18 protein-coding genes are annotated in these 13,169 nt (G+C 59.1%); 10 read left to right on the top strand and 8 right to left on the bottom strand.

Annotation, left to right across the window (positions count from 1 at the left end):
- Positions 1-123 precede the first annotated feature (123 nt).
- Entirely contained in the window at positions 124-996 is an 873-nt protein-coding gene (galU, locus tag AC07UB_RS20190) for a UTP--glucose-1-phosphate uridylyltransferase GalU (RefSeq protein ID WP_494653864.1), read from the top strand.
- A gap of 67 nt (positions 997-1,063) precedes the next feature.
- On the opposite strand, the gene AC07UB_RS20195 is transcribed toward galU, so the two are convergent.
- The 5 genes from AC07UB_RS20195 to AC07UB_RS20215 all read right to left on the bottom strand — a co-directional run bounded on the left by AC07UB_RS20195 (position 1,064) and on the right by AC07UB_RS20215 (position 6,315).
- A complete protein-coding gene (locus AC07UB_RS20195; protein ID WP_494653862.1) occupies positions 1,064-2,806 on the bottom strand; it encodes an AIPR family protein in 1,743 nt (580 codons plus the stop codon).
- A gap of 837 nt (positions 2,807-3,643) precedes the next feature.
- A complete protein-coding gene (gene arsC, locus AC07UB_RS20200; RefSeq protein ID WP_494653860.1) occupies positions 3,644-4,048 on the bottom strand; it encodes an arsenate reductase (glutaredoxin) in 405 nt (134 codons plus the stop codon).
- A 2-nt stretch (positions 4,049-4,050) separates the two neighbouring features.
- The gene (locus tag AC07UB_RS20205) at positions 4,051-4,734 is read right to left on the bottom strand and encodes an aquaporin (protein WP_494654199.1); all 684 of its coding nucleotides are present in this window, start codon (positions 4,732-4,734) and stop codon (positions 4,051-4,053) included.
- Between the two features lie 56 nt (positions 4,735-4,790).
- Positions 4,791-5,138, bottom strand: a complete 348-nt coding sequence (locus AC07UB_RS20210; protein WP_494653858.1) for an ArsR/SmtB family transcription factor — start codon at positions 5,136-5,138, stop codon at positions 4,791-4,793.
- A gap of 100 nt (positions 5,139-5,238) precedes the next feature.
- The gene (locus AC07UB_RS20215; RefSeq protein WP_494653857.1) at positions 5,239-6,315 is read right to left on the bottom strand and encodes a flavodoxin family protein; all 1,077 of its coding nucleotides are present in this window, start codon (positions 6,313-6,315) and stop codon (positions 5,239-5,241) included.
- A 201-nt stretch (positions 6,316-6,516) separates the two neighbouring features.
- Between AC07UB_RS20215 and msrA the strand changes: the two genes are divergently transcribed.
- The 5 genes from msrA (at position 6,517) to AC07UB_RS20240 (ending at position 9,030) form a co-directional block, all read left to right on the top strand.
- Complete coding sequence (gene msrA / locus AC07UB_RS20220) at positions 6,517-7,227, top strand: peptide-methionine (S)-S-oxide reductase MsrA (RefSeq protein ID WP_492792004.1); 711 nt, start codon at positions 6,517-6,519, stop codon at positions 7,225-7,227.
- Positions 7,228-7,253: 26 nt separating this feature from the next.
- Positions 7,254-7,673: a peptide-methionine (R)-S-oxide reductase MsrB gene (msrB, locus tag AC07UB_RS20225; RefSeq protein ID WP_492792003.1), complete on the top strand. Its 420-nt coding sequence runs from the start codon at positions 7,254-7,256 to the stop codon at positions 7,671-7,673.
- A gap of 136 nt (positions 7,674-7,809) precedes the next feature.
- Positions 7,810-8,202 carry a hypothetical protein gene (locus tag AC07UB_RS20230; protein ID WP_492792002.1) on the top strand — a complete coding sequence of 131 codons (393 nt, stop codon included), beginning with the start codon at positions 7,810-7,812 and terminating at the stop codon, positions 8,200-8,202.
- A gap of 97 nt (positions 8,203-8,299) precedes the next feature.
- Positions 8,300-8,464, top strand: coding sequence for a DUF3309 family protein (locus tag AC07UB_RS20235; protein ID WP_492792001.1), 165 nt, complete (start codon positions 8,300-8,302; stop codon positions 8,462-8,464).
- A 272-nt stretch (positions 8,465-8,736) separates the two neighbouring features.
- Entirely contained in the window at positions 8,737-9,030 is a 294-nt protein-coding gene (locus AC07UB_RS20240) for a hypothetical protein (protein ID WP_492792000.1), read from the top strand.
- 80 nt (positions 9,031-9,110) lie between these two features.
- On the opposite strand, the gene AC07UB_RS20245 is transcribed toward AC07UB_RS20240, so the two are convergent.
- Positions 9,111-9,650 carry a DUF4112 domain-containing protein gene (locus tag AC07UB_RS20245; RefSeq protein WP_492791999.1) on the bottom strand — a complete coding sequence of 180 codons (540 nt, stop codon included), beginning with the start codon at positions 9,648-9,650 and terminating at the stop codon, positions 9,111-9,113.
- A 111-nt stretch (positions 9,651-9,761) separates the two neighbouring features.
- Here AC07UB_RS20245 and greA point away from each other — a divergent pair, with 111 nt between their 5' ends.
- Complete coding sequence (greA, locus tag AC07UB_RS20250; protein ID WP_494653853.1) at positions 9,762-10,226, top strand: transcription elongation factor GreA; 465 nt, start codon at positions 9,762-9,764, stop codon at positions 10,224-10,226.
- Between the two features lie 37 nt (positions 10,227-10,263).
- On the opposite strand, the gene AC07UB_RS20255 is transcribed toward greA, so the two are convergent.
- On the bottom strand, positions 10,264-10,599 hold the full coding sequence (locus AC07UB_RS20255) for a hypothetical protein (protein WP_494653851.1): 336 nt from the start codon (positions 10,597-10,599) through the stop codon (positions 10,264-10,266).
- A gap of 582 nt (positions 10,600-11,181) precedes the next feature.
- On the opposite strand from AC07UB_RS20255, the gene AC07UB_RS20260 reads away from it, so the two are divergent.
- Positions 11,182-11,787: a hypothetical protein gene (locus AC07UB_RS20260; RefSeq protein WP_494653849.1), complete on the top strand. Its 606-nt coding sequence runs from the start codon at positions 11,182-11,184 to the stop codon at positions 11,785-11,787.
- A gap of 224 nt (positions 11,788-12,011) precedes the next feature.
- On the opposite strand, the gene AC07UB_RS20265 is transcribed toward AC07UB_RS20260, so the two are convergent.
- Entirely contained in the window at positions 12,012-12,239 is a 228-nt protein-coding gene (locus AC07UB_RS20265) for a hypothetical protein (RefSeq protein ID WP_494653847.1), read from the bottom strand.
- 129 nt (positions 12,240-12,368) lie between these two features.
- Between AC07UB_RS20265 and AC07UB_RS20270 the strand changes: the two genes are divergently transcribed.
- Together AC07UB_RS20270 and AC07UB_RS20275 are read left to right on the top strand one after the other, a co-directional pair.
- Complete coding sequence (locus AC07UB_RS20270; RefSeq protein ID WP_494653845.1) at positions 12,369-12,680, top strand: hypothetical protein; 312 nt, start codon at positions 12,369-12,371, stop codon at positions 12,678-12,680.
- A gap of 244 nt (positions 12,681-12,924) precedes the next feature.
- Positions 12,925-13,149, top strand: a complete 225-nt coding sequence (locus AC07UB_RS20275; protein WP_492791993.1) for a hypothetical protein — start codon at positions 12,925-12,927, stop codon at positions 13,147-13,149.
- Positions 13,150-13,169 lie beyond the last annotated feature (20 nt).

Raw genomic sequence — 13,169 nt, forward strand, 5'->3', positions numbered from 1 at the left:
GGCAGCGCTCATTCTCCGTTCATCCGCTAACCTTTACGGAACTCGCCGCGGCCTTGCCGTTTTTTCGCCCGCCAAAACCTGTTACGACCTGTTGCCCTCCTCTCACCCTGCCAGAAGAGCCTCATGAAAATCCGCAAAGCTGTGTTCCCGGTCGCCGGTCTCGGCACCCGTTTTCTCCCCGCCACCAAGGCCATGCCGAAGGAAATGCTGACCGTGGTCGACCGCCCGCTGATCCAGCATGTGGTGGACGAGGCGCTGGAAGCCGGCATCGAGCATCTCGTGTTCGTCACCGGGCGCAACAAGGGCGTGATCGAGGACCATTTCGACCGGCCCTATGAACTCGAGGACACGCTGCGCGAACGCAACAAGCTCAAGGAAATGGACATCCTGGAGCGCGACCAGCCGGAAGCCGGCGCGACCTCGTTCACGCGGCAGCAGGCCCCGCTCGGCCTCGGCCATGCGGTGTGGTGCGCGCGCGACATCATCGGCAACGAGCCGTTCGCGGTGCTTCTGCCGGACGTGCTGGTGAAAAACAAACCCAGCGGTCTGAAGCAGATGATCGACGCCGCCAACGCCGCGGGCGCCGACAAGGCCAACATCATCGCGGTGGAAGAAGTGCCGATGGATCAGGTCCACATGTACGGCGTGGTCGGCGTCGGCAAGAGCAAGGGCGACCTGTTCGAACTCAACGGCATGGTCGAGAAGCCGAAGAAGGAAGCCGCGCCCTCGAACCTCTCGATCACCGGGCGTTATATTTTGCAGCCGGAAATCTTCAACGTGCTGGAGACGCAGGAGCGCGGCGCGGGCGGCGAAATCCAGCTCACCGACGCGATGCTCGGGCTCGCCAAGTCACAGCCGTTTTATGGATTCAAGTTCAAGGGCAAGAGCTACGACTGCGGCTCGAAGTCGGGATTCTTGGCCGCGAACATCGCCTACGCGATGGACCGCGAGGACCTGCGCAGCGATTTGCTGGTCGAGATGAAGAAGTATGTTTGAGGGAAAGAGACTCGCAGAAAAGCGCTCGTTGAGAACGCTTTTCTGCGGCTAAGCCGAGAACAAATTACTACGACTTTGATTCATTGGGCCCTTTAGAGACGACGATTTTGGGACTTGGCTTCTTGTGCCCAAACGCCTCTAATATTGCCTCCGTAACTGGTTCAGTGCGGATGTAATCTCGGTCAAAATTCCCTTTGGCCACTTTCCTAACTTCCTCGGCAGCTGCAACAAGTATCGCATCCCAATCGCTCCAAAAGCGATTCATCATTGCGATGCATCGCTTCTGCATGTCGTGGGAATTCATCGCAGGAAGATGGTCTGGATCCATCAACAATCTTGCAGCTAGCAAAATATGAAACCGAGCAGGCTTTAAGGCTGCTTCAATCTTCTTACTTCGAAACAGATACTCTAGGCGATAAAGGCTATACGCAGCCAAATAGTACGGCTCCATCCGATCAGTAGGACAGAACATCTCCTTCCCCACCTTCGCACTTAGCGATTGATAGTTCTTTGTAGTTCTGTGGGGCTCCTCAAGAAACATCGCACCGACGGCGCGAACCAGATTTTGATGGGCGATGATCCTTGTTTTCTCCACAGGCTGACTATCATACTGATGAGCACGCCGCTCATAATAAACGGCCTTATCACCGCTGAACGTTGAAAAGAATGCTTCGAGTTTTTTCGCAAAATCTCTCAACGCAAAAAACTGGTCATGCTTCACTTCAGTCTGACTATTCGTCGCTGTTATAATCGACTCTGTAACCGCCTCGTCTTGAGTTGATATTATCCTGAGTGGAATACGAACCGCAGCCTTCAAAAGCTCCCTATTGTCGTACAGCACGTGACTTGTCTGACATCCATTCACGATTTGAAAATCGCTCATCGTAAACTTATGCCCCGTCAAATGTAGCGACTTCGCGATAATAGTGACTCCGTTGTTCATAAGAACAAATCTATCACTCTCGCCCGATTCAAGCGTCTTGCGGATTTGGTCATTAATGAAATTGTAACCGTGAAAACCTCTTACGTTCTCGTAAAAAAGGCTTTCGATAATCTTCCCCTCGTCATCGCATACCAATTTTAAGAATTCCGGCGCGCCCATGTATCCCAGATGAGCTTCTTTAACATTTGCGATATCGGGGATCACGGTCCTCTGTTCAAACACAAACTCTCGCGTTATTGCGTTCTTACTTTCATTATACAATTTTTGAATTTGATCGGCTCCGATTGGGAAGAATTCGACCCTGCTGAAATTACCTGTCGCCTGAATATCCGAGACCTCGGCCTTATACCGAGTTGTTAAATTTGCATCGTCCTGCCAGCGTCCCGTCGTGACATAGTAAAGATAGCAGGCAGGGTTTCCCTTCGAAAACTTGCCGCTGTGTTGAAATATCGCGGTCATTACCTCCGCAGCATTTTTTACAGCATCATTCCGCGGCAAGCTGCCCTTGCCAAAAAAGTCGCGGACGCCGAAACCAAATTGTCCAATCTTTGCCGTGTCAAAGCCCGCAGTTCGCTCAGCTTGAACAAACACAAACGCAACTTCGAGATAGCCGTTTAACTTTGCCAACTCTTCAACCTCATCGACATCAGTAACGAGGTTGTTGTTCACAATGATTGCCAAGCCATCGATTCCGGTGTCACCTCCTGAACCCATGACAAGATCACTTGGATCGAATGCCGTCTCACTGTAGTGCTTACGCACAGTTAGATAGGTTGCAAAATTCTCGAATTGCGCATCTTCCTTTTGCTTATCAAGATCGAAACTCTTGCAAAATTCGGCGAGCAGCGCCGATGTAATCCTATCCATCGCTTAGTCCCCCATTCCAACTACGCAAACGAGTAACCGATTTCGCCTAAGAATGCTATTGACGGCTCCCTCATATAGGTTTATATTCCCATCGCTTCATTCATGAGGGGCGCTTCTAGAGGCGTTACTGGAGTGGAATGAAGCGCGGCGCCCGCGCGCGTGGTTCGCAGCCACGTTCCCGGAGGCTGAGGGTCACCGTCCGGGCTCACTACGGAGCTCTGCCGTTCGCGGCTGGACGCGGACAGGATGAAGGCGGGGAAATCCCGCCGGATCAAGGCGCACCGCGCCCGTCCTGCCCCGGAAGTACGGTCCCGACGCCCAAAGACGCCGCAGCGGATGTTGCCGCAGCTTGCTGTGGCGAGGTCCGCGCGTTGCGTATCGCGCGCGGCTCCGGCCCGCGTTCACGCGCAGCGTTGGTGGAGCGCCGCAAGGCGATGCGCTGTCCGGGGAGCCGCCGTCGCAAGCGGCAAACCGGAGAGCGACGACAACCATGTTGCGCCTGGCGGCGCTCCATCTCCCCTCGAGATGATCGAGGGCGAACCAAAAGCCCACCTCGCGCTTTTTTGCGCGGGAACGCAGGCGCATGACTTTTTCGCGCGCAAGAAGAAGCTAGTTCCGCGCGGCTGTTTGAAAATCGAATCGGGAGATCAGCGCATACGCCGGGAACGGGTTAGACAAAACGCGTACCGATGCGTTGGTGCCGCAGCCAGAAACCGGCAAAATCAGCTGCGTCCATCATCCCCATTGCGGCCGGTTGTCACCCGGCGCATGCAGGGATTAACGCGGTGGGCCGGAAGAAGTTCAGGGCCAGACGGGCGATTGCGGCGTGACGGTCGATCACACCGCGTCGATCACCTCGCCGTCTTCCTTGACGAAGCGGCCGATATGCGGATTCGGCAAGATCTCCAGCACCGCTTCGGAAGGCCGGCACAGCTTCACGCCCTTGGGCGTGACCACAATCGGGCGATTGATCAGGATCGGATGTGCGAGCATGGCGTCGATCAAGGCGTCGTCGGAGAGCTTCGGATCGGCCAGCCCCAGCTCGGCATAGGGCGTGCCTTTTTCGCGCAGCAGCGCACGGACGGAAATACCCATCGCGGCGACAAGCTCCCTGATGCGCTCGCGCGACGGCGGGGTTTTCAGGTATTCGACGACAGCGGGTTCGACGCCGCTTTGCCGGATCATCGCCAGCGTGTTGCGCGAGGTGCCGCATTGCGGGTTGTGATAGATGGTCACGCTCATGGTCAGGTTTCCGTTTGGAGATTGTGTTGCGGGCGCAGCAGCCAGTTCATCAGGACAAGTCCGGCGATGGCGCCGCAAATTTCCGCAACAATAAAGCCCGGAAGATCCAGCGGCCTTATGCCGGAAAATGTGTTGGTCAGCGAGCGCGCGATCGCCACCGCCGGATTGGCGAACGAGGTGGACGCGGTGAACCAGTAAGCCGCCGTGATGTAAAGGCCGACCAGCCACGGAACGGCGTCTTGCCGGAACCGCAGGCCGCCGAGAATGGTGGCGATCAGGCCGAACGCGGCAACGAATTCCGCGAACCATTGCGCGCCGCCCGTGCGCACTTTCAACGAGGCATCGAGCAGCGGCAGCGCGAACATCAGATGCGCCATGATGGTGCCGAGAACACCGCCGGCGATCTGCGCCGCGATGTAGAGCAAGGCGTCCCGCGCGGGCAGGTCCCGCTTGATCGCGAACACCAGCGACACCGCCGGATTGAAATGCGCGCCTGAGACAGGCCCGAGAATTGTGATCAGCACGACAAGAATTGCGCCGGTCGGCAGCGTGTTGCCGAGCAGCGCCAACGCCGCGTCCTTCGTCATGCTCTCGGCCATGATTCCGGAACCGACAACGGTCGCCACCAGCAGCGCCGTGCCAAGGGCTTCGGCGGCCAGACGACGCGGCAGGTTGTATCGCGACATCAGCAGCAGGCCGATGCGGCGTGAATGACATGCAGACGCTTCATGCGTGGCCTCCTTCAAGCGGACATCTTGGCGCGCTTGCGCACCGGCTTGCAGGCCACGGCGGGCGTGCAAATCTCGGCATCGCCGCAGCAATTCTCGGTGAGATATCCGATCAGGCCGTTCATGATGTCGAACTGCGCGGTGTAGATCATCGAGCGGCCGTCTCGGCGGACGATCACGAGGCCGGCTTCGCGCAGCCGGTCCAGATGGAATGTGAGCGCAGGCGGCGACAGGCCGAGTTCGGCAGCAACCTCCCCCGCCGGCATTCCCTCGGGGCCTGCCTGAACCAGCAGCCGATAGGCATCCAGCCGGTTTTCCTGCGAGAGAGCGGCCAGCGCCGCAAGAATGTCAGGCTTTTTCATATTTCAATTATCATTGAAATATTGACGAGCGCAAGAGTTACCTAAAGGAATGTTGAAGTATCGCTGAAATCCGCAAATCCCCAACCGGCGGAATAAAGGTTCACTTCGGATTGGGCTCGCGCAAATCGTCATCCGGCCGCTGATATTTGCCCGCGCGGGCGAGTTTGACGGCACTGGCCAGCGCGCGGGCGGCGTTACGGGTTTCCTCCTGGAAATACTCGTTGTCATCGAGCGCCTGATGCGACGTCGCGTAAGGCTCCAGATAACCGATATAACCGTCATGTTCGGCGGTGCGGCTCGCGGACACCAGCGACATATCGGTAAGCCAGTCGCACAACGACCGCCGCAGCGTCTCCGCGCCGACACTGTCGCCATGCACCACCACCCCGAAATGGCGGCCGTCGAAATGCCTGGGATAATTCCAGCCTTTCATCTCGATGGCCTTCGCCTCGGCCGGCTTCTTGCCGTGCGTCGTCGTCGGATCGGGATTGCCGCCGTCGGCGCAAACCAGCCGGTCGATCATCGCCTTGAGCCCGGTCGGCGCGTGATACCAGTTTACCGGTGTAATGATCATGATGCCGTGCGCCGCGACCCATAGCGGATAAATCTCGTTCATCCAGTCATCGGTCTGCCCCAGTGAATAGTTCGGATAGCAACTGCATGGCCAGTGGCACAGCGGCATCGCCGTCGAGACGCATGACTTGCAGGGATGAATGGTGCGGCCGAATTCGGAGGTCAGCCGCGACAGGTCGAGAATGTCCACGGCAAGCCCCTGCTCCTCAAACACCGGCTGCGCGAGCTTCAGCAAACGCCATGTCTTCGACATTTCGCCGGGACACGTGTTTTCGCTGCGCGACGAACCGTTGATGAGCAGGATGCGCGGGGTCTCATTGGGGTCGTCGTGGCGGCGCTGTGCGGCGTGGATCGCATCGCGCGCAGCGAGCCAGTCCAGCGAAAGATCGTAGTCAGGGTCGGCGAATTCCGGACCGGCCTTGCGGGTGCGCGGCGATTTACGGGAGTTGTCGTAGCCGTCCCATGCCGCGTCGACGATGACGGAGATTTCCCGCTCCAGAGGATCGAAGGCGGGATCGGCAAAGCGAGCGCGATAGCGCTTGGCGAACTCGTCCTTCGAGATTTGGGCCGACGGCATTCCCTTGCGGATCTCAATGTCGGCCATCGGCAAATCCTCAACAAAATTCGAGCGCGGTATGCTTCCTGCGGAGGTCCAACGCGGCTCAATCTGCGAGGTTCCTCCACGCCGGGACGCACGCCAGATCAGGCTCCGGGTTCACGTTTTTGTGTGGAATTTTCCCGTAACGGCGGGGTCTTATCCACGTATCTACCTCACAGGCGATACACGACGATTCCTGAGGATCTCATGCAACACACCAAATTTCGTCAGGCCGCCCTCGCCCTTGGCGCTGCCAGCATTCTGGCGCTGGGCTGGTTTACGATGCCGTCCCGGGCCGCCGAGGAAGCCTTCATCATTCCGCCACCGGCGTCGGACATCGCCCCCGCCGAAGGACTCAAGACCTTCGTCCTCGCGGGCGGCTGTTTCTGGGGCGTGCAAGGCGTCTATCAGCACACCAAAGGCGTGACCAAGGCGGTTTCCGGTTACGCCGGCGGAAAAGCATCGACCGCGAAATACGAGATGATCGGCAACGGCACCACGGGCCATGCCGAAGCCGTGCAGATCACCTACGATCCGAAGCAGGTTTCGCTCGGCAAGCTGCTGCAGATCTATTTCTCGGTGGTGCACGATCCGACCCAGATCAACCGTCAGGGACCGGACACAGGCACGCAGTACCGCTCCACGGTGTTCACGTCAGATCCGCAGGAGCGCAAGGTGGTGGAAAGCTATATCGCGCAGCTCAACGGCGCGAAGGTCTACAAGAAGACGATCGCCACCACCCTCGAGCCGTTGCAGGGCTTCTATCCGGCTGAAGATTATCATCAGGACTACCTGACGCTTCATCCGAACCAGCCCTATATAGTGTTCAACGATTTGCCGAAGATCGAGAATCTGAAGAAGATTTTCGCGGACAATTATCGCGACAAGCCGGTTCTCGTGCGTGAAGCCTCGAACTGACCGTGACCGCCTAAAGAGGAGCAACGATGAGCGACATCAAGACCAAGCCCGGCTCCGGCAAGGTTGAAAAGCCCGAGAGCGAGTGGCGCAAGGAGCTTACTCCGATGCAGTACGCCGTGCTGCGCGAGAAGGCGACCGAGCGGCCGTTCACCGGCGAGTACGACCACTCCTTCGATCCGGGCACCTATGTATGCGCCGGTTGCGGGAAGGCGTTGTTCGAATCGGACGCCAAGTTCGATTCGGGCTGCGGCTGGCCGGCCTTCTCGGCGCCCGCCGCAGACGGCGGCGTTGTCGAGGAGCGCGACGTGTCGCACGGCATGGTGCGTACGGAAGTTCTTTGCTCGACCTGCAACGGCCATCTCGGCCACGTGTTTCCGGACGGGCCCGGCCCGACGGGATTGCGCTACTGCATCAATTCCGCGGCATTGAAACTTTTGCCCAAGTAAACTCGCCTCTATTTCGCAAGAAAATTGAGTCCCGAGCGGCTTGCCAAAAGCCGCGCGGTGACTATTTCACGCTTCGCGCTCGAGCGCCCAACAACAAGAAACGCTCCAGACAACTTCCCTTTTCAGGAATGTGACGATGTCCACCAAGTCGCGCCAGACCGTTCTGGCACTCGGCCTTGCGGGTCTTCTCGTTGAGGCCATTGTTTCCCACCCCGCTTTCGCAGTCAGCAAGGTCATGCTGTTCAAGGTGGTCACCCCGCAAAACGAAATCGTCATCGGACTTTCCAAGGCCGAACTCGCGCAACTGGAATCCAAAACCCCCGACGCGGTGAGCAAGGCGCTGAAAGCCGCGGGCGCATTGCAGGTCTGGCAATATGCCGCCCGCCGCGGCGGCGGCGGCGAACTGGAAGAGGCGCCCGTTCGCAAGGTGACCGTCGCCGCCGATCCGGCGATCCACATCGAGTCCTATCCGACACCGCTCAAGATCATCCCGATCAGCGATGAAAGCATGATCGGTTCGGCAAGGTAGGCTTCCATTTAAGACTTCATCCGGAACCGAAGCGGCGCGAGGCGCTTGTCTTGCCGAAGGCGGCAGCGCTCACGCTGCCGGGCTGAGGAGAAGCACCATGTCGCTCGGACTGATACTCGTCATTATTCTCATTATTTTTCTGCTGGGAGGCTTCAGCGGCCGTTTCGGCGGTTACGGTTACGGTCTCGGCCACGGCGGAATGGGCATCGGCGGCACCATTCTCGTCATCCTGATCATTCTGCTTCTGCTCGGCAAAATCTGACAAAATCGGCGCCTGCGCCACGGCACGGCGGCCACGCAAATCCGCGATTGCGGAGGCGCCGGCCGCCGGAGCCGCTAGAGGCTTGAAATTCAAGCGCTTATTCGGCCCGGCCGCAGCGACCCATGTCATTCATCATGACACTTATGACGGGTCGCAATTGGCGAAAAAAGGCCTATATTAGAGTCTGTTCTGGAATGAATGACTTGAGGCCGCGCGGTTCTGCGCAAGCTTCGTGCGTTCCCGTCGAATCTCTTAGCGAAAAGGCCGAAATCATGGCTGCGTTCAACTACAACACCGAAGCCGAACTCTTTCCTGCGGCGATCCGCAAGAAGAAGCGCGCGGGCTTTGCGTACCGCCGGTTTCCGACCGCAGCCGAGGCCGTGCAATTCGCGATCGAGCAGCTTCCCGCCGACAGCCTGAACGGCGCCTACCTCCAGGTGGACGAGGCCCGCTTCGACCAGAGCGGCATCCGCACGCTGTACGAGAGCGAAGCGTTTCCGCTCGAGCGCAACCGGCCCGAGCCGGTCGTGGCTCCCGAGGACGAGAAGCAGACCGCTGCGGGCTGAATCCTGCGCTGATTCCCCGGCTCTCTCCACGTCGTCTCCCATCGCTGTTGTGAAGATCAAGCTGCGACAAGCTCCGCCGGTTACGCACGCGGCTGCTTGTCCATCCACTTCTTGAGGATGCGCATGTTGCGCACGTTGGCGCGGAACACGACGTCGAACGCGTCGCCTGCGAACGGCACCAGACCGACAACGCCGTCCAGCGCGACATTGCCCAGCATCCGCGCCACCACATGCTTCGGCGCGCCGAGCGCGCGCGCCTCGCGCACGATCCACAGTGATACCGCCGTGGTCAGAAGATCGCCGACCACCGGAACAAGGCCGATCAGGCCGTCGATGCCGTAACGGATATTGGTGCCGGGCAGCACGAACGCGACGTCGAGCAGTTTCGACAGCGCATCGATCCGCGCGAAACGCTGCTCGCGCGTGAGCGGCCCGAACGAAATGCCGCCAAGGCCGCCTGCGAGCGCACCCTGGAGGCCCTGAAAGTCGATGCCCGCGCCGGACGCGCCGAAACGTCCACCAAAATTCGGGCGCACCTCGTTGCCGTCCTGATCGATGATCGGCGGACGCCTCATACCGGGGCGGCGCGTGGTGCGGTCGAAGATGCTGTCGTCGGTCATATCCGCCTTTCCAGTCAGAACGCCACACATAGGAACGCATTCGTCCGGCGCAAGTTGCGTCAAACCGGCGCAACATCTCGTCAGAACACCCTCACACCCCATATGGAGCCCATGAGCAGAGCTTTTGTAAAGGAACAGGACGCGGACAGCGTCATCGATCTGCCGGAACGGCTGATCTCGGAACACCCGAACGACGTGACGGCCGAAGGCCTCGCGCTGATCGAGGCCGCGTTCGCGCGCGCGCAGAAGGCCCACGCCGAGGCGCTGGCGGCGGACGACCGCGACACCGTCGCGCGTGAACTGCGCGAGATGCGCTACTGGGACGCGCGCCGCGCCACCGCGCATGTGGTCGCGCCCAACGAAGACACGTCGCAGGTCCGCTTCGGCCACACCGTCACGCTCGCGCGCGACGACGGCACCGAACAGACCTACCGCATTGTCGGCGAGGACGAAGCCGATCCGGCGAAAGGCACGCTGTCGCATGTCGCCCCGCTGGCGCGCGCGCTTTACGGCAGGAGCGTCGGCGACACCGTGCGCGTTGGCGCGCACGAGCTTGAGATCCTGAAGATCGCATAACATCACGCCGCGATACTCGCGCCGATGCCGCCCGTCCTCACAGCAACCCGAACCCTTCGAGATGCCACACGGCGGCGCGCCTCAGGCGCGCATTGGCGCGCGCGATCTCGGCGGGCGGCGCATCGAGGCGCGGAAAGCCGTCGAGCTGGCAGATCATGTCGGGTCCCTGACAGCACCGCGCGCGACGGCAACGCTTGACGGGACAGTCCTGCCAGTTTTCGGACACGTCGGACACCAGGCGCATCGTGAACGCGATGCCCTCCTCCGACGCCAGTGTTTCCGGTGCTGCGCCGGATATCTTCAGATAGTCCGCGAGCGCGTCATCGATCCTGTCCAGCGCCCTGCGCGTCGTCGCTTTCATCGTCTGCTTCATGCGCGCTTCCTTTCCCTTCAATGGTGTAAGGACCACGCGCGCGTCATCGCTTTCCCGCGCGACGCGCGGATGTCCGTTCACCGATGTTTTCAAACCGTGGGCCGCCTCTCGAAAAAAGAGAGGGGGAGGAGCGCCGAAAGACGCGCCTTGAGTTGAGTGCGCGGCCGGCATCGTGTCGCCACGAGAGGCCAACCGCGAAACGCCTTTCGACGCTCCGCCGCAGCGATTTCTGTCCTCGGGATCGTACTTCCGGGACAGGACGGACGCGGTGCGTCTTTATCCGGCGGGATTTCTCCGCCTTCATCCTGTCCGCGTCCAGCCGCGAACGGCAGAGCCCCATAGTGAGCCCGGACGATGACCCGAGGCCTCCCGAGTGCGGAGGAGGACGTCCCTCCCCGCGCGCGCAGGCGCCGCATCCCGCCCCGCGCTATCAAGCGTCCCTGGCAACGCCCCTCAAGTGAGGCGGGATGGCGCGAGGATGGATTAGGCGCCTAGGAATGTCAAGGACTATTTTCCTATATACTGTTCTTTGATCTAACTTCCAGCGTAGTCTGGTTTTCCAATTGAAAGTAGGAGGGCTTCTTGACTGAAGAATTTGGCAAACAAAGCGACCAGCAAAAAGCTGCAAATCAATTTGCCATAGCTCGATCTGATGCGATTAATCAGTATGCGGAGCTAGAGATGCACCTAGCGTTACTTTTCCAACGTATCCTTGGTGCGGATATTCAAAAGTCATACGTGGTATTCTCTTCCATTTTGAATACACAAGCTCGACTCAAAATGATGGGTAAATTATTGCACCTCAGTTTTGGCGACGAATACAAAATATTCTTCGACTCTCTATCTAAGAAATTAAGGGGTATTGATTCTACCAGAAATAAAATCGCGCATTGGATCGTTCTGCATAGTGAAACGGGTGGAAAAGCGTTCGACCCTCGAAAAGACGTTGCGCTTCATGCTCATCCCGATCTCTTTGCAGGAGGCAAACTTTATAAGCATGAAATTGATGATTTTCGAGAGAAAGCACGATTCTACAGCAAACTAACTCATCAGTTCGCCGTTTGCGTAAAATTTAGCGAAGCACTCGATGCGCATGATGCGCAAGACAAGCCGTGGCGCGAAGTTTTTAAAGAGGAAGTTAGTTTCCCCCCACAGCCAAATCATCCCCTTGTTCGGCTTTTGATCTGAGGGTTTCATGTGAGCACAAGCGTTCTCACATCGCCAGCTTGATCTCCATCCCTTCGCCGACACCACTCGCAGCACCCTCGACCGCGTCCGGCTTCTGCCAGTCGCCTTCGTAAGAATAAATCTTCGGCCGCGCGGGGCTTTCACCTTGAACAGATAGGTCGGCCCGTTGCCGATCGTCACCGCGACGCTGCGGCGCGCGGGCCGGCGCGGCTTACGTCAGCGCCTCACGTCATATGGCTCGGCATCTCCAGGCCCGGCAGCGGCTGCTGCTCTTCCGGCTCCGCCTCGCGGATGCTGTAGCCCTGCTCAAGCACGCGCTCGGGCTTGCCGGTCGAATCCTGAATCAGCGCGTCCACCACAAGCCCGGCATCGTCGGCGTAATGCCAGACGTCGTTCTGCGTCGGCAGCGAGCGGCTGATCTGTTCGTTTTCGACGAAAAGGGCATAGGGCATGGACCACTCCTGCGATCCGGTTTTCTGACATCGAACAACGCGGACGGAGCCTGCCGGTTCAACGGCTTAGCGGACGGAACTTTCCGCGGGCTGGCGGGTTGTCATGCCGGTCACTGAAAGGATTTTCTCATGAAACGTATTGCAATCGCTCTGGCGACAGTCGCCGCACTCGCGACAATCTCGGCTCCTGCGGAAGCACGCGGAGGCCGTAACGCTGCGATCGGTTTCGGCATCGCAGCCGGCGCGCTCATTGCGGGTGCCGCCGCCGCCAACGCCAGCTCCTACAATTACTACGGCGGCCCCGCCTATTACGACGAACCGGCTTATGGCTATGCCGAGCCCAGCTACTACGGCGGCGGCTACTACCGCCAGCGCAGCTATCAGCGCAACCACAGCAACGACCAGAGCCCGGTGGATATGAATCCTTACAATCCCTGGTAACGGCCGATCGCTTTCATCAGGAAAACCCGGAGTTCGCTCCGGGTTTTTTTGCGTCTCGCGTTTGTGATGCGCGGGCGCTTCGTTTCCCACGTGCGGCGCTGAATTCATCGCAAGCTGCGCGTGAGCGTCATTGATAAGCTGTTGACGATGAGCGTGAGCAACTCACCGGGATGAGATTGTTCTGCTTGACTCCATAAGAACAAAACGCGAACATGCGCGTCACACTGAAATACGGATCATCGCCATGCTGAACAATCTCGCCTCCGGCCCGCAGCCGGAATCGGAGCGGCTCGACGCTGCTGCGGATCAGGCCATCGCGGCATGCGGCGGCGACCTGCGCAGCACCGTGCGCGCGCTGATCCTCGCCAATGAATTCCTGGAGTACGAGTTGTGCGAGATGTTCAAGGCCGTGACCAACACAGGCGCGCGCGGAAAAATTCCGGAAGACCGCGCCGACTGGTTCGATTGATGCGCTGTTGGTGAGTATGA

The organism is Afipia sp. GW821-FHT04G03, from assembly GCF_059419985.1.

Coding starts and splice junctions, on each gene's coding strand:
- galU (WP_494653864.1), top strand. CDS start 124: ATGAAAATCCGCAAAGCTGTGTTCCCGGTCGCCGGTCTCGGCACCCGT.
- AC07UB_RS20195 (WP_494653862.1), bottom strand. CDS start 2,806: ATGGATAGGATTACATCGGCGCTGCTCGCCGAATTTTGCAAGAGTTTC.
- arsC (WP_494653860.1), bottom strand. CDS start 4,048: ATGAGCGTGACCATCTATCACAACCCGCAATGCGGCACCTCGCGCAAC.
- AC07UB_RS20205 (WP_494654199.1), bottom strand. CDS start 4,734: ATGTCGCGATACAACCTGCCGCGTCGTCTGGCCGCCGAAGCCCTTGGC.
- AC07UB_RS20210 (WP_494653858.1), bottom strand. CDS start 5,138: ATGAAAAAGCCTGACATTCTTGCGGCGCTGGCCGCTCTCTCGCAGGAA.
- AC07UB_RS20215 (WP_494653857.1), bottom strand. CDS start 6,315: ATGGCCGACATTGAGATCCGCAAGGGAATGCCGTCGGCCCAAATCTCG.
- msrA (WP_492792004.1), top strand. CDS start 6,517: ATGCAACACACCAAATTTCGTCAGGCCGCCCTCGCCCTTGGCGCTGCC.
- msrB (WP_492792003.1), top strand. CDS start 7,254: ATGAGCGACATCAAGACCAAGCCCGGCTCCGGCAAGGTTGAAAAGCCC.
- AC07UB_RS20230 (WP_492792002.1), top strand. CDS start 7,810: ATGTCCACCAAGTCGCGCCAGACCGTTCTGGCACTCGGCCTTGCGGGT.
- AC07UB_RS20235 (WP_492792001.1), top strand. CDS start 8,300: ATGTCGCTCGGACTGATACTCGTCATTATTCTCATTATTTTTCTGCTG.
- AC07UB_RS20240 (WP_492792000.1), top strand. CDS start 8,737: ATGGCTGCGTTCAACTACAACACCGAAGCCGAACTCTTTCCTGCGGCG.
- AC07UB_RS20245 (WP_492791999.1), bottom strand. CDS start 9,650: ATGACCGACGACAGCATCTTCGACCGCACCACGCGCCGCCCCGGTATG.
- greA (WP_494653853.1), top strand. CDS start 9,762: ATGAGCAGAGCTTTTGTAAAGGAACAGGACGCGGACAGCGTCATCGAT.
- AC07UB_RS20255 (WP_494653851.1), bottom strand. CDS start 10,599: ATGAAGCAGACGATGAAAGCGACGACGCGCAGGGCGCTGGACAGGATC.
- AC07UB_RS20265 (WP_494653847.1), bottom strand. CDS start 12,239: ATGCCCTATGCCCTTTTCGTCGAAAACGAACAGATCAGCCGCTCGCTG.
- AC07UB_RS20270 (WP_494653845.1), top strand. CDS start 12,369: ATGAAACGTATTGCAATCGCTCTGGCGACAGTCGCCGCACTCGCGACA.
- AC07UB_RS20275 (WP_492791993.1), top strand. CDS start 12,925: ATGCTGAACAATCTCGCCTCCGGCCCGCAGCCGGAATCGGAGCGGCTC.